This window comes from Streptomyces sp. NPDC008163, from assembly GCF_042956885.1.
GTDB lineage: Bacteria > Actinomycetota > Actinomycetes > Streptomycetales > Streptomycetaceae > Streptomyces > Streptomyces drozdowiczii_A.
In genome coordinates this window covers 673861-696096 of record NZ_JBIBHG010000001.1, presented here as the reverse complement: position 1 = coordinate 696096, position 22236 = coordinate 673861, and the positions used below count along the sequence as shown (strand labels likewise).

Annotated in this window: 23 protein-coding genes; 13 read left to right on the top strand and 10 right to left on the bottom strand. The window is 72.2% G+C overall.

Going from position 1 to position 22236, the window contains the following annotated elements; genetic code table 11:
• Positions 1-10: 10 nt before the first annotated feature.
• The 3 genes from ACFZAT_RS03370 to ACFZAT_RS03360 all read right to left on the bottom strand — a co-directional run bounded on the left by ACFZAT_RS03370 (position 11) and on the right by ACFZAT_RS03360 (position 4200).
• Positions 11-1750, bottom strand: coding sequence for a glycosyltransferase (locus ACFZAT_RS03370; protein ID WP_391259306.1), 1740 nt, complete (start codon positions 1748-1750; stop codon positions 11-13).
• A gap of 180 nt (positions 1751-1930) precedes the next feature.
• Positions 1931-3250, bottom strand: coding sequence for a DUF3152 domain-containing protein (locus tag ACFZAT_RS03365; RefSeq protein ID WP_391259304.1), 1320 nt, complete (start codon positions 3248-3250; stop codon positions 1931-1933).
• Entirely contained in the window at positions 3235-4200 is a 966-nt protein-coding gene (locus tag ACFZAT_RS03360; protein ID WP_391259302.1) for an alpha/beta fold hydrolase, read from the bottom strand. The genes ACFZAT_RS03365 and ACFZAT_RS03360 overlap by 16 nt, the downstream gene beginning before the upstream one ends.
• 110 nt (positions 4201-4310) lie before the next feature.
• On the opposite strand from ACFZAT_RS03360, the gene ACFZAT_RS03355 reads away from it, so the two are divergent.
• From ACFZAT_RS03355 to ACFZAT_RS03340, 4 genes are all read left to right on the top strand, one after another.
• Complete coding sequence (locus ACFZAT_RS03355) at positions 4311-4526, top strand: hypothetical protein (RefSeq protein WP_018105512.1); 216 nt, start codon at positions 4311-4313, stop codon at positions 4524-4526.
• A gap of 168 nt (positions 4527-4694) precedes the next feature.
• Positions 4695-5336, top strand: a complete 642-nt coding sequence (locus tag ACFZAT_RS03350; RefSeq protein ID WP_018105511.1) for a TetR/AcrR family transcriptional regulator — start codon at positions 4695-4697, stop codon at positions 5334-5336.
• A gap of 131 nt (positions 5337-5467) precedes the next feature.
• Positions 5468-5695 (top strand): DUF3107 domain-containing protein, encoded by a 228-nt coding sequence (locus ACFZAT_RS03345; protein ID WP_374781919.1) that lies wholly within the window; start codon positions 5468-5470, stop codon positions 5693-5695.
• A gap of 190 nt (positions 5696-5885) precedes the next feature.
• On the top strand, positions 5886-6155 hold the full coding sequence (locus tag ACFZAT_RS03340) for a hypothetical protein (protein WP_391259297.1): 270 nt from the start codon (positions 5886-5888) through the stop codon (positions 6153-6155).
• 12 nt (positions 6156-6167) lie between these two features.
• Here ACFZAT_RS03340 and ACFZAT_RS03335 read toward each other — a convergent pair whose 3' ends face one another.
• A complete protein-coding gene (locus tag ACFZAT_RS03335; RefSeq protein ID WP_391259294.1) occupies positions 6168-6902 on the bottom strand; it encodes a ferritin-like fold-containing protein in 735 nt (244 codons plus the stop codon).
• Positions 6903-7406: 504 nt separating this feature from the next.
• Between ACFZAT_RS03335 and ACFZAT_RS03330 the strand changes: the two genes are divergently transcribed.
• Together ACFZAT_RS03330 and ACFZAT_RS03325 are read left to right on the top strand one after the other, a co-directional pair.
• Positions 7407-9275 (top strand): DEAD/DEAH box helicase, encoded by a 1869-nt coding sequence (locus tag ACFZAT_RS03330; RefSeq protein ID WP_391259291.1) that lies wholly within the window; start codon positions 7407-7409, stop codon positions 9273-9275.
• Positions 9276-9504: 229 nt separating this feature from the next.
• Positions 9505-10350, top strand: coding sequence for an alpha/beta fold hydrolase (locus tag ACFZAT_RS03325; RefSeq protein ID WP_391259288.1), 846 nt, complete (start codon positions 9505-9507; stop codon positions 10348-10350).
• A 33-nt stretch (positions 10351-10383) separates the two neighbouring features.
• Here ACFZAT_RS03325 and ACFZAT_RS03320 read toward each other — a convergent pair whose 3' ends face one another.
• Positions 10384-11271, bottom strand: coding sequence for an NYN domain-containing protein (locus ACFZAT_RS03320; protein ID WP_073964097.1), 888 nt, complete (start codon positions 11269-11271; stop codon positions 10384-10386).
• A gap of 209 nt (positions 11272-11480) precedes the next feature.
• On the opposite strand from ACFZAT_RS03320, the gene ACFZAT_RS03315 reads away from it, so the two are divergent.
• Complete coding sequence (locus ACFZAT_RS03315) at positions 11481-11633, top strand: hypothetical protein (RefSeq protein ID WP_018105503.1); 153 nt, start codon at positions 11481-11483, stop codon at positions 11631-11633.
• Positions 11634-11724: 91 nt separating this feature from the next.
• Here the strand turns inward: ACFZAT_RS03315 and ACFZAT_RS03310 are convergent, their stop codons facing one another.
• From ACFZAT_RS03310 to ACFZAT_RS03300, 3 genes are all read right to left on the bottom strand, one after another.
• Positions 11725-12330 carry a MarC family protein gene (locus ACFZAT_RS03310; RefSeq protein WP_365680225.1) on the bottom strand — a complete coding sequence of 202 codons (606 nt, stop codon included), beginning with the start codon at positions 12328-12330 and terminating at the stop codon, positions 11725-11727.
• Positions 12331-12452: 122 nt separating this feature from the next.
• Complete coding sequence (locus ACFZAT_RS03305; protein ID WP_391259284.1) at positions 12453-13319, bottom strand: PHP domain-containing protein; 867 nt, start codon at positions 13317-13319, stop codon at positions 12453-12455.
• An 89-nt stretch (positions 13320-13408) separates the two neighbouring features.
• Positions 13409-14053: a DUF6758 family protein gene (locus ACFZAT_RS03300; RefSeq protein ID WP_391259281.1), complete on the bottom strand. Its 645-nt coding sequence runs from the start codon at positions 14051-14053 to the stop codon at positions 13409-13411.
• A gap of 205 nt (positions 14054-14258) precedes the next feature.
• On the opposite strand from ACFZAT_RS03300, the gene ACFZAT_RS03295 reads away from it, so the two are divergent.
• The gene (locus ACFZAT_RS03295; RefSeq protein WP_391259279.1) at positions 14259-15506 is read left to right on the top strand and encodes an MFS transporter; all 1248 of its coding nucleotides are present in this window, start codon (positions 14259-14261) and stop codon (positions 15504-15506) included.
• Between the two features lie 5 nt (positions 15507-15511).
• Here the strand turns inward: ACFZAT_RS03295 and ACFZAT_RS03290 are convergent, their stop codons facing one another.
• On the bottom strand, positions 15512-16147 hold the full coding sequence (locus tag ACFZAT_RS03290) for a suppressor of fused domain protein (protein WP_391259277.1): 636 nt from the start codon (positions 16145-16147) through the stop codon (positions 15512-15514).
• Positions 16148-16552: 405 nt separating this feature from the next.
• On the opposite strand from ACFZAT_RS03290, the gene ACFZAT_RS03285 reads away from it, so the two are divergent.
• Positions 16553-17674, top strand: coding sequence for a CorA family divalent cation transporter (locus ACFZAT_RS03285; RefSeq protein ID WP_391259274.1), 1122 nt, complete (start codon positions 16553-16555; stop codon positions 17672-17674).
• Positions 17675-17697: 23 nt separating this feature from the next.
• Positions 17698-18213, top strand: coding sequence for a hypothetical protein (locus ACFZAT_RS03280; RefSeq protein ID WP_391259271.1), 516 nt, complete (start codon positions 17698-17700; stop codon positions 18211-18213).
• A gap of 7 nt (positions 18214-18220) precedes the next feature.
• Here the strand turns inward: ACFZAT_RS03280 and ACFZAT_RS03275 are convergent, their stop codons facing one another.
• Positions 18221-18991 (bottom strand): hypothetical protein, encoded by a 771-nt coding sequence (locus ACFZAT_RS03275; RefSeq protein ID WP_391259268.1) that lies wholly within the window; start codon positions 18989-18991, stop codon positions 18221-18223.
• 206 nt (positions 18992-19197) lie between these two features.
• Here ACFZAT_RS03275 and ACFZAT_RS03270 point away from each other — a divergent pair, with 206 nt between their 5' ends.
• Genes ACFZAT_RS03270 through ACFZAT_RS03260 form a run of 3 tightly spaced genes read left to right on the top strand, consistent with a single transcriptional unit; the run spans position 19198 to position 22194 of the window.
• On the top strand, positions 19198-20472 hold the full coding sequence (locus tag ACFZAT_RS03270; protein WP_093706487.1) for a magnesium transporter MgtE N-terminal domain-containing protein: 1275 nt from the start codon (positions 19198-19200) through the stop codon (positions 20470-20472).
• Entirely contained in the window at positions 20462-21016 is a 555-nt protein-coding gene (locus tag ACFZAT_RS03265; RefSeq protein WP_018105493.1) for a DUF1003 domain-containing protein, read from the top strand. The genes ACFZAT_RS03270 and ACFZAT_RS03265 overlap by 11 nt, the downstream gene beginning before the upstream one ends.
• Positions 21017-21060: 44 nt before the next feature.
• Complete coding sequence (locus tag ACFZAT_RS03260; RefSeq protein WP_391259264.1) at positions 21061-22194, top strand: P-loop NTPase; 1134 nt, start codon at positions 21061-21063, stop codon at positions 22192-22194.
• The last annotated feature ends 42 nt before the right edge of the window (positions 22195-22236 follow it).

Genomic DNA, 22236 nt, shown 5'->3' with positions numbered 1-22236 from the left:
CGTCTCCTGGCTACGCATCGCCGCTCCCGGCGCCCGCCCAGCTGGGCGTGCGGTCGGCGCGCTCCCGGCCGGCCCGCTCCGGCCAGTGGTCCAGGACGTGGGCCTCCGGCGGGGTGGCGAAGGGGCGCGGGCCGTCGTGGGTGGCGGGATGCGGCCGCTCGCGTACCGGCGCCCGGGCGATCAGCTCCAGGTAGATGCCGTGGAAGGCGGCGAGATTCTGTTCGACGGTGAAGAGTTCGAGAGCACGGGCGCGCGCCGCCGCACCCAGGCGTGCACGGCGCTCGGGGTCGCGCAGGAGCGCGAGGCAGGCGTCCGCGAGCGCCCGGGGGTTGCGCGGCGGGACCACGAGCCCCGTGCCGCCGATGACCTCGACCACCGCGCCGACGTCCGTGGAGACCGTGGCCCGGCCGCAGAACATCGCCTCGACCAGGCTGATCGGGAAGCCCTCGACCACGCTGGAGAGCACCACGACCCCGCCCGCCGCGTACGCCTGGGTCAGCTCCGGGACCTCGGGACCGCCGATCTCCTCGAAGCCGACCGCGCCCTCCTCGGGAAAGAGCTGGACGGCCAGCTCGCGGCAGCGGGCGAGGTAAGCGGCGCCCGCCGGGCCCGGGGCCGGGGCGCCGATGATCCGCAGCCGGGCGTCCGGCTCGGCCAGGCGCACCTCGGCGAAGGCGTGCAGGAGGCCGATCAGGTCCTTGGCGGGCTCGATGCGGCCGACCCAGACGAGTGTGTCGGGCCCGCCGTCGTCCTCGCTCTCGCCGAGCGCGGCGAACCTGGCCGCCTCCATGCCCGGGTACACCGTCCGCAGCTTCGCGGGGTCGGCCCCGCAGCGCTCCTGCCAGCGGCGGGCGTGGGTGTTGCCGGGGGTGATGAGGTCGGCCTGCCGGTACACCTCGGTGGCGAGCTGTCCGTGCAGGTTGGCGAGGAGGGCGCGCACCGGCGCGCTGACCGGCGCACCGCCCGAGGCGAGGTAGTGCGCCCGCACCCGGACGGCGTGCTCGGTGACCAGCAGCGGCACCCCGAAGAAGCGTTTGGCCAGCAGCCCCGGCAGCGCGGCGGCACCGCCCGCCGTCGCGTGGCAGAGGTCCACGGCGCCGAGGCCGTCCTCCTCGTACCAGTCGAGGGAGAGGGGGCGCAGCACCCGGTCCAGCTCGGCGGCGAAGGCGAGCAGGTCGGTGACGGTGGCGGTCTGCACGGTGCGTCCGGTGCCGGGTGCGCGGCAGGCGGCCTCCAGGATGCGGACGGCCGTCTCGGAGCGCAGGGCGGCGGGCAGTCCGCCGTGTTCCCAGGCGAGTTCGGCGAGGCCGTAGAGCCCGCGGGTGAACCGCTCGTCCGCGAGCCGGGATTCGGCACCGCCTTCCGGGTGGCCCGCGTCCGTGCGCGCCCGCTCCGGGCCTGCGGCGGCGCAGACGGAGGCCGCGAGGTCGGCGAAGTGCGCGGCGAAGCGCCGCCGTTCGCGCCGGGCGTACGTCCGCGCGCCCCCGCCGGTCAGCAGCCGGGCCAGCGGTCCCCGGGGGGCGTGCAGGCCGAGGGTGTCCTCGTCGGCGGTCCACAGGGGTGCGGTGCGTACGCCGACGACCTGGGCGGGCAGCCGGACCCAGCCCGCCGCCTCCTGTTCGGCGGAGCGGCTGAGCGCGAAGAGGTCGAACTCGTGCGGTGCGAGCCCGCGTACGAGCCGGTCGCACCAGAGTCTGGACTCACCGGTCGCGTACGGATAACCACCGTCGGTGAGCAGTCCGATCCGCACGAGCGCACCCCCGATCTCCCTTGTGAGCGGCCGCCGTTCCTTCGGCGACTCGCGGCGGGACGACCGTAAGCGGATACGCCGGTGGCGCGACGGACGGTTGTCCGTCGCGCCACCGAAAGGGGTGAACCGGCGTAACTTTCCCGGCGAAATAGCGTTCTGTCGCGCTAAGGAAACTGAGGGTTACTCAGAGGTGGGGTACACCCACGGGTTGGGGCGGCACTTGATGCCGTCGAGGTCCAGCGTCTTGGTCTGCTGCTGCATGACCGGCGCGAGCGCGCCCTCCGTCCGGCAGCTCACGTGGTTGTGGCCGAGCCGGTGGCCGACCTCGTGGTTGATGAGCATCTGCCGGTACGAGTACAGCTTGTCCGGTCCGAAGGTGGCCGAACCCTGTGCCCAGCGATAGGCGTTGATCATCACGCGCTCGGTGGCGGCCGAGTCGCAGGAGACGTTGTCCTCCATGGTGTCCAGGCCGGACTTGGCGCACCACTTGCCGGTGGTGCCGGGGCTGGCCAGGGTGATGACGAAGTCCGGCTTGCCCTCGGAGATCCGTTCGAAGGTCATGTCGCCGTCGTGCGCCCAGCTCCGGTCGTCGTTGAGGGTCTTCTGGACGGCCTGGGCGAACAGCTGGGCGTCCAGGCCGAGGCCCTTCTCCACGTCGATCCGGTAGCGGTGCCTGGTCCCCTTGCCCGGCGCCTCGGCGGAGCCGGGCACGGTCTCGAACTTCCCCGTGCCCGTCAGCGCGGGCGAAAGCGGATAGGGCTCGGCCATCTTCTGTGCGTACGTGAGGGGCTTGACCGCCGCCGCCCCGGGCGAGGGGGTCGTACGGCTGTCGGAACGGGAGGCGTCGCCCGCGTCGTCCCGGTCCACCCCCGCGGCCTGCGCGGCGCCGCTCCCCGACGTGCTGTCGTGGGCGACCTGACCGGCCACCACGACCGCGAGCACGGTGGTCACCGCGGCGGCGGCGATCCCGGTGAACGTCCGGCCCTTGCCGCCCTTGGCCTCCCTCGCGGGGGCCGCGGCCTCCTCGCGCCGGGTCTCCGGCTCGCGGATGTCCCCGTCGGTGACGGAGCGGTGCGGGTCCTCGGCCACCGCCCCACGCCGGCGCGGGGCGGGCGGGCTGTCGAAGGCTTCGACGAACTCGCGCCGCGGGCCCGGTATCAGCGGCCGGCTGCCGGTGGCCCGCTGGTGGTGCGGGGGGCGCGGAGCGCCGGGGCGCGCGCCGGGCGCGGGCGCCTGGAGGCCGGGGCGGGAAGGGGTGCGCAGGGGGCCCGCGCCCCAGCCGCCGCCCGGTTCACGCTGTTCGGGGTGGCCGCCGCGCACCTCGGGCGCCCCCTCGAAGGGCGCGGATCCCGCCTGCCGTCTGCGCCGTCCGGTGCCGACGACGGGGCGGGACGCCTCGCGCCCCGCTTCGTCCGGCTCCGCCTGCCCGGTTGCGGGCGCGCTGGGCGCAGGGCCCTTCCGGCTGTGTCGTCCCACGCCCTGGATCAGCTCCCGCCGCATTCGTCGAGCAATTCCCGGAACGCCTGGGCGACCGTCTCCGGGTACTCCATCATCGCCACGTGCCCGGCATCGGGCAGTGTCAGCAGGCGCGCGTCGCGGAAGGCCGCGGACGCCCTGCGGGCCATCCGGAACGAGACGAGCTGGTCCCGTCCGCCGTACACCAGCTGGGTCGGCGCGAGCACCCGCTCGGCCTGGCGCCACAGCCCGTGCTGTCCGCCCAGGGTGTACGCGTCGACGATGCCACGGGCGGAACGCGCCATGGCGTCCCAGAAGTACGGCAGTTCCAGCCTGCGCTCCATTTCGGCCACCGCATCGCGGAAGCCTGCCTCGGAGACCCGTGCCGGATCGCCGTAACAGAGTGCCATGACTCCGCGGGTGCGTTCCTCCGCGGTCCAGTCCCGGGACAGCCGGGCGAACAGGGAGGCGACGCCCGGCAGTGCGAGCAGGGCGGTCGGGGCCGCCGTGCGCTGGACCCGGATCTCCGGCAGCGCGGGCGAGATCAGCGTGAGCGTACGCACCAGGTCGGGGCGGACCGCGGCGACCCGGGTGGCGACCGCGCCGCCCATCGAGTTGCCGAACAGGTGGACGGGGCCGCGCTCCTGGGCGTCCAGCAGGCGGATGACCGCGCGGGCGTGCCCGGTGACCGAGTAGTTGCCGTCGTCCGGGGGCGGGGAGTCGCCGAATCCGGGCAGGTCGACCGCCTCGCAGTCGGCCAGCTCCTCCAGGAGCGGCATCAGGGCCGACCAGTTCTGCGAGGAGCCGCCGAGGCCGTGCACGAAGACGGCGGACGGCAGCCCGGGCCCCCGGGAAGGCCGCGAACGGACGGTGAGCGTCAGGCCGGGCAGCTCGACGGAGCGCAGCCGCTCCCCCTCCGCGACCCTGACGGCGCTCACCGTGGGTGACACCGCCGCGGCGGCGGCGCGGACTCCCGGCAGCTCGGTCGAAGACATGCGGCAATGTTACGAGATGATCACACCGGGGTTCATGTGTTCGCCGTCACACGATCGCATAGCGGCTTCACGGGGTACCTCATAGGCTCGAACCGAGGAAGGGAGTCACCATGACGGTCGACCCGAGGGAGCCGGAGACCTTCGAGGACGTCCAGCCGGACGAGCCCGACCAGGAGACGCCCGAGGCGGACGCCGCCGAGCAGCACACCGATCTCCGTCCGGAGAGCGACGAACCGCTCGCGGACCTCGACCGCAGCGGCGCCAGCGAGGCGGACGCGGCGGACCAGGCCCGCGTGGTTCCACAGGATGAGGACGATTACCGCTGATACGTCCCGCTCTGCGCACGGAAGCGGGCCGTCTGCGGCTTCCGCAGCCGTCCGGTCCGTGAAATTCTGCGTCCGCGCCGCGCATACCGGGGTTACCCAAAAGTACGATGTCGGTATGGCGCGGCACGTACGGAACGGCTGTGTCGGACCACGAATTTGGGAGGCGGCGTGACAGCCATCGAGCAGACCGAGGCGGCGCGCCCGCGGGGCACTCGCCTGCCCCGCCGCGCCCGACGCAACCAGCTGCTGGGAGCCGCGCAGGAGGTCTTCGTCGCGCAGGGCTACCACTCCGCGGCGATGGACGACATCGCGGAGCGCGCCGGGGTCAGCAAGCCGGTGCTCTACCAGCACTTCCCGGGCAAGCTGGAGCTCTACCTGGCCCTTCTCGACCAGCACTGCGAGTCGCTGCTCCAGGCGGTGCGCACGGCGCTGGCGTCGACCACGGACAACAAGCTGCGCGTGGCCGCGACGATGGACGCGTACTTCGCGTACGTGGAGGACGAGGGCGGTGCCTTCCGGCTGGTCTTCGAGTCCGACCTGACCAACGAGCCCGCCGTGCGCGAGCGCGTGGACCGGGTCTCGCTCCAGTGCGCCGAGGCGATCTCCGACGTGATCGCGGGCGACACGGGCCTGTCCAAGGACGAGTCCATGCTCCTCGCGGTGGGCCTCGGCGGGGTGTCCCAGGTGGTCGCCCGCTACTGGCTGTCGAGCCGGTCGGCCATTCCGCGCGACACCGCGGTCCAGCTGCTCACCTCGCTGGCCTGGCGCGGCATCGCCGGCTTCCCCCTGCACGGCATCGATCAGCACTGACCGCCCGGACCGGCGCCCGTGTTCGCTGCGGGCGTGCCCGGGGGGCCCTGACGAGTCCCCTCAGCGGGCTAATGTGTGCTGCGTACGGCGCGGTTCGCCGCGCAGGGACTGACCGTCGGAGGGACATAGCCGTGGAGGTCAAGATCGGGGTGCAGCACACGCCCCGGGAGATCGTTCTGGAGAGCGGACTTTCCGCCGAAGAGGTCGAGAGCGCGGTGTCCGAGGCTCTCGCCGGCAAGGCGCGGCTGCTCAGCCTCACGGACGAGAAGGGCCGCAAGGTCCTGGTGCCGGCCGACCGGATCGCCTACGTGGAGATCGGCGAGCCCAGCACCCGACGGGTGGGGTTCGGCGCGCTGTAGAGCGTACGAACGCGAGGAGCGGCCCGGTGGGATTTCCCACCGGGCCGCTCCTCGTTTCCGTGCCCGGAGCCGGGGCCGGCTGTGCGGCGGCTGGGCGAAGCCTGTGCGCGGGAGGGTTGTGAGCGGTCGCTCACGGGTAGTACCAGCATCACCGAAGCACACGTTCCGCATATCTGCGAGGTGATCGTCCGTGATCCTGGAAACCGTGAGCGCCGTCGTGCTCGGAGTGGCCCTCTCCTGGGCGGCGCTCCGCTCGCTCCCCGGCCGGCTCCCGGCCCGCCGGACCGTGTTCGGCACGGGAGCACTCGGCGGCCTGTTCGGCGCGTCCCTGATGCACTCGGTGCTCGGCGGGGACCACACGGCGGCCGTCATCGTGGGCGCGGTGCTGATCGCCGCCGTGACGGTGTCCCTGCTGATCCGCCCCCGCAGCCGCCGGCTGCGCCGGTCGGCCGCCGCCTGACCTCCGGTTCCGTTACGCGGCCAGCCCCAGGGCGGCCATGCGCTTGGTGTGCGCCTCGGTGATCCGGGAGAACATCCGGCCCACCTCCGCCAGGTCGAAGCCGTCGGCGACCCCGCCGACCAGCATGGTCGACAGCGCGTCGCGGTCCGCGACCACCCGCTGCGCCTGCGACAGCGCCTCGCCCATCAGCCGCCGCGCCCACAGCGCCAGCCGGCCGCCGACCCTCGGGTCCGCCTCGATCGCGGCGCGCACCTTCTCGACGGCGAAGTTGCCGTGGCCCGTGTCGTCCAGCACGGCCAGGACGAGCGAGCGGGTGTCGGAGTCCAGGCGGGCCGCGACCTCCCGGTAGAAGTCGCTGGCGATCGAGTCGCCGACGTACGCCTTGACCAAGCCCTCCAGCCAGTCCGAGGGGGCGGTCTGGCGGTGGAAGTCGTCCAGCGCCCGGGCGAAGGGCTCCATGGCGGCGGTCGGCTCGACCTCGATGGCGGTCAGCCGCTGCGTCAGCTGCTCGAAGTGGTGGAACTCGGCGGACGCCATCTTCGCCAGCTCCGCCTTGTCGCCCAGGGTCGGCGCCAGCTTGGCGTCCTCGGCCAGCCGCTCGAAGGCCGCGAGCTCCCCGTAGGCGAGGGCGCCCAGCAGATCCACGACGGCGGCCCGGTACTGCGGCTGCGCGGACGCGGTGGCCCAGTCCTGGTCGGCGATTCTGGTCGTCGCGGGGGCTTCATTGGCGTTGTCAGGCGTCTCCATGCAGCGCAGAATAGCCCGCCCGGGCAGCGGCGGAAGGGCCCGCCCGACGACCGACGTCACACCGTTCCGACGAATTCGCCCAACACAGATGCGCGGATCCGGGGTACAGTGGTAATGCGCTTACTGAGCACTTTGCATCCGCTCGTGGCGCGAAATTGAATGAGGATGCCCGGTCGGTGGCCCGATCGGCTCCGACCCGACAGCCCTCCACGCGGTGTGTGCACACGTACGACCGCAGATGAGGGGCCCCCTCAGCGGCACGAGCGCTCGAGCGACGGCAGTGGTCCCGCGCCACCCGGCACATCCGCCGGATGACCAACCCCGGCACGGTACGACCCCCTTCGTTCGCCTCGGACCGCGTCTCACAGAAGAGGCAGCACCCTGACTACGTTCCGAGACCTCGGGATTCTTTCCGAGACGGCCGAGGCCCTTGAGGCCGTCGGCATCACCTCCCCCTTTCCCATCCAGGAGCTGACGCTCCCGGTCGCCCTCTCCGGCTCCGACGTGATCGGCCAGGCCAAGACCGGCACCGGCAAGACGCTCGGCTTCGGCCTCCCGCTCCTTGAGCGCGTCACCGTCCTCGCGGACGTCGAGGCGGGCCGCGCGAAGCCGCAGGAGCTGACCGACTCCCCGCAGGCCCTCATCGTCGTGCCCACCCGCGAGCTGTGCCAGCAGGTCACCAACGACCTGCTCACCGCCGGCAAGGTACGCAACGTGCGGGTCCTCGCGATCTACGGCGGCCGGGCCTACGAGCCCCAGGTCGAGGCCCTGAAGAAGGGCGTCGACGTGATCGTCGGCACCCCCGGCCGGCTGCTCGACCTGGCGGGCCAGCGCAAGCTGGACCTGTCCAAGGTCCGCGCGCTCGTCCTCGACGAGGCCGACGAGATGCTGGACCTGGGCTTCCTGCCCGACGTCGAGCGCATCATCACGATGCTGCCGGCGAAGCGCCAGACGATGCTGTTCTCGGCCACCATGCCGGGCGCGGTCATCTCGCTCGCCCGCCGCTACATGTCGCAGCCGACGCACATCAACGCCACCTCGCCCGACGACGAGGGCACGACCGTCAAGAACACGGCGCAGCACGTCTACCGCGCCCACTCGATGGACAAGCCCGAGATGGTCGCGCGGATCCTGCAGGCCGAGGGCCGCGGGCTCGCGATGATCTTCTGCCGCACCAAGCGGACCGCGGCGGACATCGCCGAGCAGCTGGAGCGGCGCGGCTTCGCCTCCGGCGCGGTCCACGGCGACCTCGGCCAGGGCGCCCGCGAGCAGGCCCTGCGCGCCTTCCGCAACGGCAAGGTCGACGTGCTGGTCTGCACCGACGTCGCCGCCCGCGGTATCGACGTCGAGGGCGTGACGCACGTCATCAACTACCAGTCCCCCGAGGACGAGAAGACCTATCTGCACCGCATCGGCCGCACCGGCCGCGCGGGCGCCAAGGGCATCGCGATCACGCTGGTCGACTGGGACGACATCCCGCGCTGGCAGCTGATCAACAAGGCCCTGGACCTGAAGTTCCCGGACCCGGTCGAGACGTACTCCACCTCCCCGCACCTCTACGAGGACCTCGACATCCCGGCCGGCACCAAGGGTGTCCTGCCGCGTGCCGAGCGCACCCGCGCCGGTCTCGGGGCCGAGGAGATCGAGGACCTGGGCGAGACGGGCGGCCGCAGCCGCAAGTCCGCCGCGCCGGCCGCCCGCGAGGAGCGCGCGCCGCGCACCCCGCGTCAGCGCCGTCGCACCCGTGGTGGCGCGTCGGTCGCCGAGGGCGACGCGACCGCGACCGTGCCCGCCCCGGCCGCCGAGGCCGAGGCCGCGGCCGACGCCCCGCGCACCCCGCGCCGCCGCCGGCGCACCCGTGCCGGTGCCGCGGAGGCCATCGCGGCGGAGGCCGCCGCCGCCAAGGCCGCGGTCGCCGTGGCGGAGGCCCCCGAGGCCGTCGTGGCCGAGCCGGAGGCCGAGGCCGCGCCGAAGAAGCGCACCCGGACCCGGACCGCCAAGCCGAAGACGGAGGCCGTCGCCGCCGAGGTCGTCGCGGAGACCGCGACCGCCGAGGCCGAGGCCAAGCCGCGTCGCCGCCGGGCCCGCGCCGCCAAGCCGGTGACCGAGGAGGCCGTGGTCCAGGCCGCGCCGGTCGCCGAGCCGGAGGCGCCCGCCGTCACCCGGCCGCGCCGCCGTCGGGTGATCAAGCCCGTCGAGGACGAGGTCGACTTCCAGATCGCGCCGATCTCGGAGCCCGAGCCGGTCCGTCGTCGTACGCGTACGGCGTCCAAGCCGAAGGCGGAGGCCGTGGCGGAGACCGCGACCGCCGAGGGCGAGGCCAAGCCGCGCCGGCGCCGGGCACCGCGCGCCACCGCGAAGGCCGAGGGCTGAGCGGACCACGCGGCATCTGACGGGCGGCCCCGGGGATCTCTCCCCGGGGCCGCCCGCCGTTCGTGCACGGAACTGCCCGCCCGCGCGGGACCGCGCCGCCTTTCGTCCCCGGGACGGCACCACCCGCCGTTCCCGGACAGGACGCCTCCCGTCCCCGGGACCACGCCACCCATTCCCGGACGGGCCCGCCCGTCCTTCGCCGGTGCGTGGGACGTCTTAACCTCGTTCCATGAGCCGGCCACCCACTTTCGTCCCGCCCTCCTGCGCCCGCGCCCGTGTCCTGCCCACCGCGCGTGGGGACTTCGCCGTGCTGGACGCGGCCCCCGCCGGGACCCCGCGCGGCACCGCCCTGCTGGTGCCCGGGTACACCGGCAGCAAGGAGGACTTCATCGCGCTCCTCGAACCGCTCGCGGACGCGGGCTTCCGGGCCGTCGCCGTCGACGGGCGCGGGCAGTTCGAGAGCCCGGGGACGGACGACCTCCGGGAGTACGCGCAGGAGGAGCTGGCCCGTGACGTGCTCGCGCAGACCGCCGCGCTCGCGGCCGGTGCGGGCGGGGTGCACCTGCTGGGGCACTCGCTCGGCGGACAGCTCTGCCGGGTGGCGGTCCTGCTGGACGCGACGCCGTTCCGCTCGCTGACCCTGATGTCCTCGGGGCCCGCCGAGGTGGTCGAGGCACAGCAGGTGAAGCTGAAGATCCTCGGTGACGCGCTGGCCACCATGACCATGGACGCCGTCTGGGACGCGATGCGCGCCTTCGACCCGCCGGCCGAGGCGGAGACGGGCGGCGAGGACCTGCGGCGGCGCTGGCTGCTCCACCGTCCGGCTCAGCTGATCGCGACGGGCCGCCAGCTGGCCGCCGAGCCGGACCGGGTGGCCGAGCTCGCGGCGACCGGGCTGCCGGTCCATGTCGTCTCCGGTGAGGTGGACGACGTCTGGCCGGTGCCGGTGCTGGACGAGATGGCGGTACGGCTCGGGGCGCGCCGGACCCGGATCGAGGGCGCCGAGCACTCCCCCAACACGGGCCGGCCGGAGGCGACCGCCGCCGCGCTCGCCTCCTTCTGGGACGGCCTGTAGCTCCCGTCCGCAGGTGGCCCGTACCGGCGGCTCTCAGTACTGCGACTGGAGGTGCTGCCAGAAGCCGTCGCGCAGCGCCCGGCGCAACGGGGGGTGGCCGCGCAGGGAGCGCTGGAGGAGGCGTTCGGCCTCGTGCAGCAGGTCCTGGTCGACCGAGCCCGGCAGGAAGGGGTGGCCGGGCAGCAGGTCGGCCAGGGATTCCCGGCCGCGCGCGGCGAGCCAGGCCGCCGCGATCTGCGCGCCGACGAAGTGGACGTCCTCGCGGGAGGGCGCGGGGGCGTCCTCCTCGTAGGTGGTGACGGGGCGTCGGGTCACGTAGGGGCGGCAGAAGTCCAGGTCGAAGGTGCGCTGGCTGTCCACCTCCCAGAGCAGCGGCTCCGCCTGGTTGCGGCCCTCGCCCGCCTCGATGCCCCAGAGGTGGACGCGGGCGCCGTACCCCTGCGCGGCCTCGACGGCCGAGACGAGGTCCTCGTCGCCGCCGACGAGCGCGGCGTCGCTGATGGCCCGGTGCCGGGCGAGCGACTCCAGGTCGGTGCGGATGAGGGAGTCGACGCCCTTCTGCTGGTTGTTGGCGTTGAGGTTGCCCAGTCTGACCTTGACGTCGGGAAGTTCGGCGATGGTCTGCTGCTCGGTGGTGTGGATGCGACGCCTGGCCCCGTCGTACCAGTACACGCGCAGCAGCCGGCTGTCCGCGAAGATGGTGCGGGCCTTGTCGATGAACGCCTCGATCAGCCCTTCGGCGTCGAGGTCGAAGGAGCGCCGGTCCTCGGTGCCGGTGACGAGCAGCCCGGCGGCGGCGTACACATAGCCCGCGTCCACGAAGATCGCGTGGGTCGACGGGGTCTTCGAGACCTCGGCGAGTACGCGTTCGAGCAGGGCGTTGGTGCGGTCCAGCCGCTCACCGATCTCCGCGTCGTTCATGCGCGTCCCGTCATGCCCGCACGCCTGATTACCGGCCGGTACTTAGACATCCGAAAATTTTCCTTAGCGTAGGGAATGATTGCAGGAGGCAAGCCGTTGTAACCACCGTGGGGCGCACGACAGGCGTGCCTGGCGCTCCTCATCCTTGCGGACGGGACACCGTCCTCCCAGTAGTTCTCCAGCAGGAGGATCAGACGAAGGGAAGCCCTATGCGCTTCGAGATCATGCGACTCGACGATGTCGACGGTACCGCCGTGGACAGCACCGTCGTGGACGCCGCCTCCGTCAAGCGGATCGTGCAGCAGGCCGCGGCCACGGGCCAGCGCATCTATATCCGACCGGCCGAAAGTCCGGCTTCATAACACCTTGCCGATGTGAGTTGTCGACGTAACGAAGACGAAGCGCCCCCGCACGGAACGATCGTGCGGGGGCGCTGTTGCGTCCGGGGCCGGGTCAGCCGCCCCGGATGACCTGGGTGACGCCGTTGATGATCTGCTGCACGGCGATGGCGGACAGCATCATGCCGGCCAGCCTGGTGACGAGCACGACGCCGCCGTCCTTGATGACGCGGATGATCAGCAGCGAGTAGCGCATGGTCAGCCAGAGCACGATGTGCATGGCGAGGATCGCCGTCCAGACGGAGACCTGGCTCGCCACGCTGTCGGCGTGCTGCACGGCGAGGATCACCGAGACGATCGCGCCGGGACCGGCGAGCAGCGGCATGCCGAGCGGTACGAGGGCGACGTTGACGTCCTTGGTCTGCGTCGGCTCGTCGGTCTTGCCGGTGAGCAGGTCGAGCGCGATGAGCAGCAGGAGCAGCCCGCCGGCGATCATCAGCGCCGGTACGGAGACGTGCAGGTAGTCCAGGATCTGCTGGCCGAGCACGCCGAAGACGGCGATGACGCCGAAGGCGACGGCGACGGCCTGGAGGGCCATCCGGCGCTGCACCTTGGCGGGGCGCCCGGCGGTGAGGGCGAGGAAGATCGGGGTGATTCCGGGCGGATCCATAATCACAAAAAGGGTGAGAAAAAGGGATCCGAAGACAGCGACGTCGAACACGGGTGAGCCTTGCGGGGAGTGAGCGGGTGTGCGGCGGGTGACCGCGGGGAAGCGGCGCACCGCACCGCCGCCCGGACGTGCCGGACGGCGGCGGGGTGTGAAGAGAGGACGAGCGGGTGCCGTTACAGGGCGGCGGGTCCACCGGCGCCCGGCACCGGGAAGGCTCCCGTGGCGCGCCGGGTGATCTCGCCGTAGATCTCGGGGTCGGTGGTGTACGTGCCGAGCTCCACGGTCTTGCGGCTGCCGTGGTAGTCGCTGGAGCCGGTCGTCAGCAGCCCGAGCTCGCGGGCGAGTGCGCGCAGCCGGGTCCTGGTGGGCTCGTCGTGGTCCATGTGGTCGACCTCGATGCCGTCGAGCCCGGCGGCGGCCAGCTCGGCGATCCGCGCCTCGGGCACCGTACGACCGCGCTTGACGGCGGCCGGGTGGGCGAAGACGGTGACGCCGCCCGCGGCCCTGACGAGCCGGATCGCGTCGAAGGGGTCCAGCTCGTGCTTGTCCGCGTAGGCGCGCCCGCCGTCCCCGAGCCAGTCGGGCGTGAAGGCGTCGGACACGGTCGGGACGACACCCAGCTCGACGAGGGCGGTGGCGACGTGCGGCCGGCCCACGGAGCCGTCTCCGGCGATCCGGGCGACCTGCTCCCACGTGATCGGGACGCCCAGCTCCTGAAGCTTGCGGACCATGGTCCGGGCGCGCGGCACCCGGTCGTCGCGCACCAGCTCGCGCTCGCGGGCGAAGTCCGGCTCGTCCGGGTCGAAGAGGTACGCCAGCATGTGCAGGCCCACGCCGTCGATGCGGCAGGACAGCTCGGCGCCCGGGACGAGGGTGAGTCCTTCGGGGAGCGCGGCGGCGGCCTCGGCGTGGCCGCGCACGGTGTCGTGGTCGGTGAGGGCGACGACGTCCAGGCCCGCGGCGGCGGCGTTGCGCACCAGCTCGGCGGGGGTGTCCGTGCCGTCCGACGCGGTGGAGTGGGTGTGCAGATCGATGCGCACGACTCGTACTCCAGTGCTCGCGGCCGGACAGGGGGACACCCCAGGATAACCGGCGCGCGAGCTTGATCCGGACGGTGCGAAGGCCCCCGTCAGGGGCCCGTCAGCAGGCGGGGGGTGAGGGCGCCGCAGGGCACCAGGTCCACCTCTCCCCCGGCGTCGCGCAGGTCGGTAAGCACCAGCTCGTCGTACATCAGCAGCCCGGACTGCTCGGGCCACACGATGGCCCACAGCCACAGGCCGCACGCCTCGCCCGCGAAGACGGCGCGGTCGGCGGGGGCGTGCCGGACGTGCCAGAGGGGGGTGGGGCGCCCGGCGGCGAGCACCTTGGAGTCCGGGGGGCCGTCCACGCGCAGCAGGGGTCCGGGGTCCGGTCCGTCGATTCCCGCGTACCGCGCGCCGAGCCCGACGCCCAGCTCCTCGGCGACGAGCAGCAGCTCGCCCATGCCGCCGAGCGGCCCGGGTCCGGAGCAGGCGACGGCGGTGGCGCGTCCGCCGGTGCGGTCGTCGCCGGCGCCGGCGACGCCGGTGAACAGCCAGCCGACGGGGAGGGGCCAGGGCATCCACACGGGGACCTGGGCCCGGTGCACCACCACGCCGAGCGCCTCGACGCTCGGCGGGACGACCGGCTGCAGCGGGTGCACGCTGCCGTGGTCGTCGCACTGCCAGGTGTCGGCGAAGAGCCCGGGCGCCCTGACCCGGCCTCCGCACTTCGGGCAACTTGGTTCGCCCCTCATAACGTCCCACGGTCCTCTCCGGCCGTCGCCTCGTCAAGGACGATCAGCCTCGCGCGCCGCGCACCCAGACCCCTCTACCCCGCGCGCCATGGGGTCACCGGGCCACCCTCGGAGAATTTAGATGTAACTTGCATTCATTAGCTTCTCTAACTTATTCTGTGTATAACGCATCGATCCAGTGGAGCCAGTGGAGAAGGAGAGGCCCATGCCGTCAGAGGCAGTAACGGGAGAGGATCCGTTCAACCAGGAGCCGGTCAGCATCCTGCGCCAGCCGAAGGCCGTCTGGGCCACGGCGGGCGCTTCGGTCGTGGCATTCATGGGCATCGGCCTGGTGGACCCGATCCTGCCGTCCATCGCCAAGGGTCTGGAAGCGACGCCGAGCCAGGTGTCGCTGCTCTTCACCTCGTACTTCCTGATCACCGCCGTCGCGATGCTCGTGACCGGCTTCGTCTCCAGCCGCATCGGCGGCCGCAAGACGCTGCTGGCCGGGCTCGCGCTCGTGGTGGTCTTCGCGGCGCTCTCCGGCACCTCCTCGTCCGTCGGCGAGCTGGTCGGCTTCCGGGCCGGCTGGGGCCTGGGCAACGCGCTGTTCGTCTCGACGGCGCTCGCGGTGATCGTCGGCGCGGCGGCCGGCGGCAGCTCGGCGGCGATCCTGCTGTACGAGTCGGCGCTCGGCCTCGGCATGGCGTGCGGGCCGCTGCTCGGCGCCCTGCTCGGTGACGCCAGCTGGCGCTTCCCGTTCTTCGGGACGGCCGCGCTGATGGCGATCGGCTTCGTCTGCATCACGGCGTTCCTGAAGGAGCAGCCCAAGCCCGCCCGCAAGACCTCACTGCTCGACCCGGTCAAGGCGCTCGGCCACGGCGGCCTCGCCTCCGTCGCGGCGTCCGCGTTCTTCTACAACTACGCGTTCTTCACGATCCTGGCGTTCACCCCGTTCGTGCTGAACATGACGCCGTACAAGTCCGGTGCCGTCTTCTTCGCCTGGGGCCTGCTGCTCGCGGTCTTCTCGGTGCTCGTGGCGCCGCGGCTCCAGCAGCGGTTCGGCTCGCTCAAGGTGCTCGGCGCCTCGCTGGTGCTGCTCGCCGCCGACCTGGTGGTCCTCGGGTACGGGAGCCACACCACGGCCATCGTCTGCACCATCGTGTCCGGCGCCCTGATCGGCATGAACAACACGGTGTACACGGAGCTGGCGCTCGGCGTCTCGGACGCGCCGCGCCCGGTGGCCAGCGCGGGCTACAACTTCGTCCGCTGGTTCGCCGCCGCCGCGGCGCCCTACCTGGCTCCGAAGATCGAGGAGTGGAGCAACATCCACATCCCGTTCGTGGTCGCCGCCGCCGCCTCGGTGATCGGTGCGATCGTCGTCTGGGTACGGCGCTCCGCGCTGACCCACGAGGCGGAGGAACTGGAGCCGAAGCACGCCACGGAGGACGGCGTCACGGTCTTCGCCAACTGACGCCGTCAGTCCAGCGTCACGGAACGTCGCAGGGGATCGCGCAGGTCGGTCCCCTGCGACAGCCATTTCTCCTGGAGTTCCTGCGCACCCCGGACCCGCTTCCAGGCGGCCTCGTTCTGTGTCATCGGCAGCAGCGGCAGGAAGCGCACCGGCTCCAGGGTCCCCCCCGTCTCCCGGCCACCACTCCTCACGGGGCCGCTGCCCAGCACAGCTTCATCGAGCTCCAGATCCTCGACCAGCCCCCCGCTCTCCGCGACGAGCACCGAGGTGAACGGCGCGCCCGGCCACAGCGGTTCGCCGACGTCCAGCGAGGCGCCGGGCGCCACGACCAGGCCCTCCACCTGGGGCGAGGCCGCGAGCACCGCGAGCTTGCGCAGCACCTGGTCGGTGTCGGCCAGGCCGCCCCGTACCGACAGGACCAGTTCGGCGCGCGGGCCCTTCAGCGGGTCGGCCACGACGGCCGTCGGGTCGGACATCGGCTGGGCGGACATGCCGAGCGTGGCGTACCGCACGATGTCGCCGTCGATGAAACGGAGCACCTCGATCCGGTCCGTCCCGAGAAACGTCACTGCCGCACGTGCGTCCGGTTCACCCAGGGCCGTCCGCAGACGCGCCTCGACCAGAGCAAGAATTTCTGCCATGCCGCGAGCATAGGTCGCGTATGGAACGGGCAAAGTAAGGGATTGGCCCTGTGGTGGCTGCTAGCCTGGGGTGTCGGCCGGGACAGCCACGCTGAAGCGTCGCTCTCAAGTCCCGGCGCCACGTCATCCCCCACGGGGGACCGGCAGGAGGAGGTGGGGCTGCGGTGGATCCGAGTCGATCGTGCAGTACCAACCGCTCTTCCGCCGGACGCCCCTCCGTGTGATCTGACACCCGGTCGGGGCCCTGGCATGTCGCACGACGGAAGAGCACAGCTTATTTCCTGTCTGTAGCGAACGCCGTCGTCGTGCCGCCGCGGTGCCGCCCGCTTTGCGGATGTGAGTCCACGTCCCCATTCCGGGCTGTTCCAGGCCCTCCGACGACGGCCCTCCGTGAAGGAGCCAGCCATGTCGATGATCCGTGACCTGCGCGCCGTCGTGCGTCCCTCCCTGCGCAAGAGCGCCCCTCTGCACAACAGCTACGACACCACCCGCGACCCGTCCGCCTCCAGCGCGGTGGTCGACTGCGCGGTCTACCGGGACGGCCGCCGGCTCGCCGAGGCGGACGGCACCTGCCGCACCGCCCGCGAGGCGATGCTCCGGGTCCGGGAGAAGGGCGGCTTCGCCTGGATCGGGCTGCACGAGCCGACCGAGGAGGAATTCGCGGGCATCGCCCGGGAGTTCGGGCTGCACCCGCTGGCCGTGGAGGACGCCGTCCACGCCCACCAGCGCCCGAAGCTGGAGCGCTACGACGACACGCTGTTCACCGTCTTCAAGACCATCCACTACGTCGAGCACGCCGAACTGACCGCGACCAGCGAGGTCGTGGAGACCGGCGAGGTCATGTGCTTCACCGGCCGGGACTTCGTCATCACCGTGCGGCACGGCGGCCACGGCTCGCTGCGCGCGCTGCGCCACCGTCTGGAGGACGACCCCGAGCTGCTCGCCAAGGGCCCTTCCGCCGTGCTGCACTCCATCGCCGACCACGTGGTCGACGGCTACATCGCGGTGGCGGGCGCGGTGCAGGACGACATCGACGAGGTGGAGATCGAGGTCTTCTCCACCCCGGACAAGGGCAGCGCGCGCGGCTCGGACGCCGGGCGGATCTACCAGCTCAAGCGCGAGGTGCTGGAGTTCAAGCGGGCCGTCTCCCCGCTGCTCCGCCCCATGCAGCTGCTGAGCGAACGGCCCATGCGGCTGATCGACCCGGACATCCAGAAGTACTTCCGGGACGTCGCCGACCACCTGGTGCGGGTCCAGGAAGAGGTCATCGGCTTCGACGAGCTGCTGAACTCCATCCTCCAGGCCAACCTCGCGCAGGCGACCGTCGCGCAGAACGAGGACATGCGCAAGATCACGTCCTGGGCGGCGATCGTCGCCGTGCCGACCATGATCTGCGGGGTCTACGGAATGAACTTCAAGCACATGCCGGAGCTGGGCTGGACGTACGGCTATCCGATGGTGATGGGCTTCATCGGCGTGGTGTGCTTCTCCATCCACCGCATGCTCAAGCGCAACGGCTGGCTCTGAGCGTCCCCATTAAGCTCTGCCCCATGACTGCTGCTGACACGCTGCTCGGGCCGGCCCTCGTCGAGGAGGCCACGAAGAAGTCGGGCCTCGTCTGGGTGCGCGCCACCGGCGCGGCACGGGCGCTGTGGCACGTATGGCACGAGGGCGCCGCCCACCTCGTGGGCGACGGCCCCGGCGAGCAGCCGCTCCCGGCCGGGCTGACCGAGGGCGCCACCGCCGAGGTCACCGTCCGCAGCAAGGACAAGGGCGGCCGCCTCGTCGCCTGGTCCGCCTCGGTCACCGTGCTCGCCCCGCACTCCGAGGAGTGGGAGGCCGCCGTCGCCGAGCTGAAGGGCAAGCGGCTGAACGCGCCGGACGCGGAGCGGATGACGGACCGCTGGGCGCGCGAGTGCCGGGTCGTCCGGCTCACCCCCCTGGACGCCCGCACCGAACTGCCCGAGACCTCCGGGGCGGCCGCACCGCTGCCGACGACGGCGACGACCCGGCTGCCCGTCCCGGCGGGCCTGCCGCGGCTGCTGAAGCGCTCCCTGCGCAAGTGAAGGTGTCTCAGGACGAGGTCTTCGGGAGCTGCTTGCCGTAGTCGACGGTCTCGTCCTTCGCGGGTGCCTTCAGCGTGAAGTCCTTGCCCCAGTCGGCGAGCGTGATCACGCCTCCGCCGCCGCCCCGGGCGAAGCGCAGCGGATACGGCTTGCCCTCCAGCGCCACGTCGAGCGCGCCGCCCGCGCCCTCGCCGCCCATGATCCGCACCGTGCGCACCCCGTCGACCTTGTCGCGGTCGCCCTTGGTGAGCTTGCCGTGCAGCGTGAGCATCCCGTCGAGCAGCACCTTCTTGTCGGTGAAACCGCTCAGCTGCTTGTACGTGGGGTCGCCCTCGGGGACCTTGACGTACTTGCCCTCCAGCTTGCCGGCCGCCGCCGCCCCGTCCTCGCCGGTGTCCGCCCTGCCCTCGTCGTCGTGGCTCCAGAAGCCGGCGCCGGCCTTGAGGTACAGCTCGTCATCGATCCGCAGCAGCGTGAAGGTGCTGTTCTTCGAGGTGACGGAGCCGGCACCGCCCTTGTCCTTGAGCCGCATATCGATCTTGTACGTGCCGCCCTTGCTGACCAGCGTCCCGGCGAGCCGCACCGCGTCGGCGGAGTCCGTCGCGGTCTGCGCCTTCTTCTCGATCTCCGGCGCGGAGAGCTTGCCGACGCCGTTGGTCCCCTCGTCCGGGTCCTCGCCCCCGCACGCGGTCAGCGCCGCGGTCAGGCCCGCGCAGAGCGCGACGGCAAGGGATGCGTTCCGGCGGCGGGCCCGTACGGCCGGGGCGGAAGAGGTCACAGGCGCACTGCCTCTCGTATCCATGGTGGGGGGTGGCAGACGGCAGCGTACCCGGGTGGCCTACGCCATCGGACCCGGAGCCGTCCGGACGGCCAGCCGGGGCGGTCCGCGTGCGCACGGGCTAGCCTGATCACGTCATAACAGCGCGATAACTGTCGGAAGTGGGCGGCCGGGGGCCGTTCCGAGGCGAGCGAGGAGGTGCGGGAATGACGCCGGTGACGCCCCGGGTGTTCGTCTCGCACCTGTCCGGTGTGCCGGTCTTCGACCCCAACGGCGACCAGGTGGGGCGCGTCCGCGACCTCGTGGCGATGCTCCGCGTCGGCGGCCGTCCGCCCCGGCTGCTCGGCATGGTCGTCGAGGTGGTGAGCCGGCGGCGGATCTTCCTGCCGATGACCCGGGTGACGGGCGTGGAGTCGGGGCAGGTGATCACCACGGGCGTGGTCAACATGCGGCGCTTCGAGCAGCGGCCCACCGAACGCCTGGTGCTCGGCGAGTTCCTCGACCGCCGGGTGCGCCTGGTGGAGACGGACGAGGAGGTCACCATCCTGGACGTGGCCATCCAGCAGCTGCCCGCCCGCCGGGACTGGGAGATCGACAAGTACTTCGTCCGCAAGGGCCGGGGCGGGGCGCTGCGCCGCAAGGGCGAGACGCTGACCGTCGAGTGGTCGGCGGTGAAGGGTTTCTCGCTGGAGGAGCACGGGCAGGGCGCCGAGTCCCTGGTGGCCACCTTCGAGAAGCTGCGCCCCGCCGACGTCGCCAACGCGCTGCACCACCTGACCCCCAAGCGCCGGGCGGAGGTCGCGGCGGCGCTGGACGACGACCGGCTCGCCGACGTCCTGGAGGAGCTGCCCGAGGACGACCAGGTCGAGATCATCGGCAAGCTCCAGGAGGAGCGCGCGGCGGACGTCCTGGAGGCGATGGACCCGGACGACGCGGCCGACCTGCTCTCCGAGCTGCCGGAGGAGGACAAGGAGCGGCTGCTGACGCTGATGCGCCCGGGCGACGCGGCGGACGTCCGGCGGCTGATGTCGTACGAGGAGCGCACCGCGGGCGGCCTCATGACGACGGAGCCGGTCATCCTGCGCCCGGACGCCACGGTCGCCGACGCGCTCGCCCGGGTGCGCCAGTCGGACCTGTCACCGGCGCTGGCCGCGCAGGTGTACGTGTGCCGGTCGCCGGACGAGACGCCGACGGGCAAGTACCTGGGCACCGTGCACTTCCAGCGGCTGCTGCGGGACCCGCCGTTCACCCTGGTCAGCTCACTCCTGGACAGCGATCTCGTACCGCTGCCGCCGGACACCCCGCTGTCGGTGGTGACCAGTTATCTGGCGGCGTACAACCTGGTGTCGGTGCCGGTGGTGGACGAGAGCGGTTCGCTGCTGGGCGCGGTGACCGTGGACGACGTGCTGGACCACCTGCTGCCGGAGGACTGGCGGGAGACGGACTTCCACGGCCGCGAGGGGGTGCTCCGTGACCGGTGACGACCGCGCCCGCGCGTCGAACGGCTCGACGGCGCTGACCCGTACCCCGAGGAACCGGCTCGACCAGCCGAAGGCGCCGCGCCGGCGGCTGCTTCCGGAGTACGACCCCGAGGCGTTCGGCCGGTTCTCGGAGCGCATCGCGCGCTTCCTGGGTACCGGCCGGTTCATCGTCTGGATGACGCTGATCATCATCGTGTGGGTGGCGTGGAACATCTTCGCGCCCGAGCACCTGAGGTTCGACCAGTACCCGTTCATCTTCCTGACCCTGATGCTGTCGCTCCAGGCGTCGTACGCGGCTCCGCTGATCCTGCTCGCGCAGAACAGGCAGGACGACCGGGACCGGGTCACGCACGAGCAGGACCGCAAGCAGAACGAGCGCTCCATCGCCGACACCGAGTACCTGACCAGGGAGATCGCGGCACTGCGGATGGGCCTCGGCGAGGTCGCCACCCGGGACTGGATCCGGTCCGAGCTGGAGGACCTGGTGAAGGACCTGGACGACCGCCGCGCGCTGCTGTCGGCCGAGAGTGACGAAGACCGCTGACGGGGCTACCCACGCGTACGGTACGGCGCCGTACCATCGTTCCTATGGCTACGGAAGACGCGGTGCTTGAGGCACTGGCGACAGTGAACGACCCCGAGATCCACCGTCCGATCACCGAGCTGGGCATGGTGAAATCGGTCGACATCGATCCTGACGGTGTGGTCGCTGTCACGGTGTACCTCACCGTCTCCGGCTGTCCGATGCGCGAGACCATCACCCGGAACGTGACCGACGCGGTGGCCGCCGTCGAGGGCGTCTCGCGGGTCGACGTCACCCTCGACGTGATGAGCGACGAGCAGCGCAAGGACCTCGCGGCCTCGCTGCGCGGCGGCACGGCGGAGCGCGAGGTGCCGTTCGCGAAGCCCGGCTCGCTGACCCGGGTGTACGCGGTCGCCTCCGGCAAGGGCGGCGTCGGCAAGTCCTCGGTGACGGTGAACCTGGCCGCGGCGATGGCGGCGGACGGGCTCAAGGTCGGTGTCGTGGACGCGGACATCTACGGTCACAGCGTGCCCCGGATGCTCGGCGTGGACGGCCGTCCGACCCAGGTCGAGAACATGATCATGCCGCCGTCCTCGCACGGCGTGAAGGTCATCTCGATCGGCATGTTCACCCCGGGCAACGCCCCGGTGGTCTGGCGCGGCCCGATGCTGCACCGCGCGCTCCAGCAGTTCCTGGCCGACGTCTTCTGGGGCGACCTGGACGTCCTGCTGCTCGACCTGCCGCCGGGCACCGGCGACATCGCGATCTCGGTCGCGCAGCTCGTGCCGAACGCGGAGATCCTGGTCGTCACGACCCCGCAGCAGGCCGCCGCCGAGGTGGCCGAGCGGGCCGGTTCGATCGCCGTGCAGACCCACCAGAAGATCGTCGGCGTCGTCGAGAACATGTCCGGCATGCCGTGCCCGCACTGCGACGAGATGGTCGACGTCTTCGGCTCGGGCGGCGGCGCCAAGGTCGCCGAGGGGCTGACGAAGACGGTCGGCGCCGAGGTGCCGGTGCTGGGCGCGATCCCGATCGACGTACGGCTGCGCGAGGGCGGCGACGAGGGCAAGCCCGTCGTGCTCTCCGACCCCGACTCCCCCGCCGGCAAGGCGCTGCGCACCATCGCGGGCAAGCTGAGCGGCCGTCAGCGCGGCCTGTCCGGCATGTCGCTGGGCATCACCCCGCGCAACAAGTTCTGACACCCGTACGACAGCGGGGAAGGCCGGGACCCGAGGGCCCGG

Excerpts from the sequence above, each read along its gene's own strand:
- ACFZAT_RS03365 (WP_391259304.1), bottom strand. The coding sequence starts at position 3,250 with ATGCGGCGGGAGCTGATCCAGGGCGTGGGACGACACAGCCGGAAGGGC.
- ACFZAT_RS03360 (WP_391259302.1), bottom strand. The coding sequence starts at position 4,200 with ATGTCTTCGACCGAGCTGCCGGGAGTCCGCGCCGCCGCCGCGGCGGTG.
- ACFZAT_RS03355 (WP_018105512.1), top strand. The coding sequence starts at position 4,311 with ATGACGGTCGACCCGAGGGAGCCGGAGACCTTCGAGGACGTCCAGCCG.
- ACFZAT_RS03335 (WP_391259294.1), bottom strand. The coding sequence starts at position 6,902 with ATGGAGACGCCTGACAACGCCAATGAAGCCCCCGCGACGACCAGAATC.
- ACFZAT_RS03325 (WP_391259288.1), top strand. The coding sequence starts at position 9,505 with ATGAGCCGGCCACCCACTTTCGTCCCGCCCTCCTGCGCCCGCGCCCGT.
- ACFZAT_RS03320 (WP_073964097.1), bottom strand. The coding sequence starts at position 11,271 with ATGAACGACGCGGAGATCGGTGAGCGGCTGGACCGCACCAACGCCCTG.
- ACFZAT_RS03315 (WP_018105503.1), top strand. The coding sequence starts at position 11,481 with ATGCGCTTCGAGATCATGCGACTCGACGATGTCGACGGTACCGCCGTG.
- ACFZAT_RS03300 (WP_391259281.1), bottom strand. The coding sequence starts at position 14,053 with ATGAGGGGCGAACCAAGTTGCCCGAAGTGCGGAGGCCGGGTCAGGGCG.
- ACFZAT_RS03295 (WP_391259279.1), top strand. The coding sequence starts at position 14,259 with ATGCCGTCAGAGGCAGTAACGGGAGAGGATCCGTTCAACCAGGAGCCG.
- ACFZAT_RS03290 (WP_391259277.1), bottom strand. The coding sequence starts at position 16,147 with ATGGCAGAAATTCTTGCTCTGGTCGAGGCGCGTCTGCGGACGGCCCTG.
- ACFZAT_RS03285 (WP_391259274.1), top strand. The coding sequence starts at position 16,553 with ATGTCGATGATCCGTGACCTGCGCGCCGTCGTGCGTCCCTCCCTGCGC.
- ACFZAT_RS03280 (WP_391259271.1), top strand. The coding sequence starts at position 17,698 with ATGACTGCTGCTGACACGCTGCTCGGGCCGGCCCTCGTCGAGGAGGCC.
- ACFZAT_RS03270 (WP_093706487.1), top strand. The coding sequence starts at position 19,198 with ATGACGCCGGTGACGCCCCGGGTGTTCGTCTCGCACCTGTCCGGTGTG.
- ACFZAT_RS03260 (WP_391259264.1), top strand. The coding sequence starts at position 21,061 with ATGGCTACGGAAGACGCGGTGCTTGAGGCACTGGCGACAGTGAACGAC.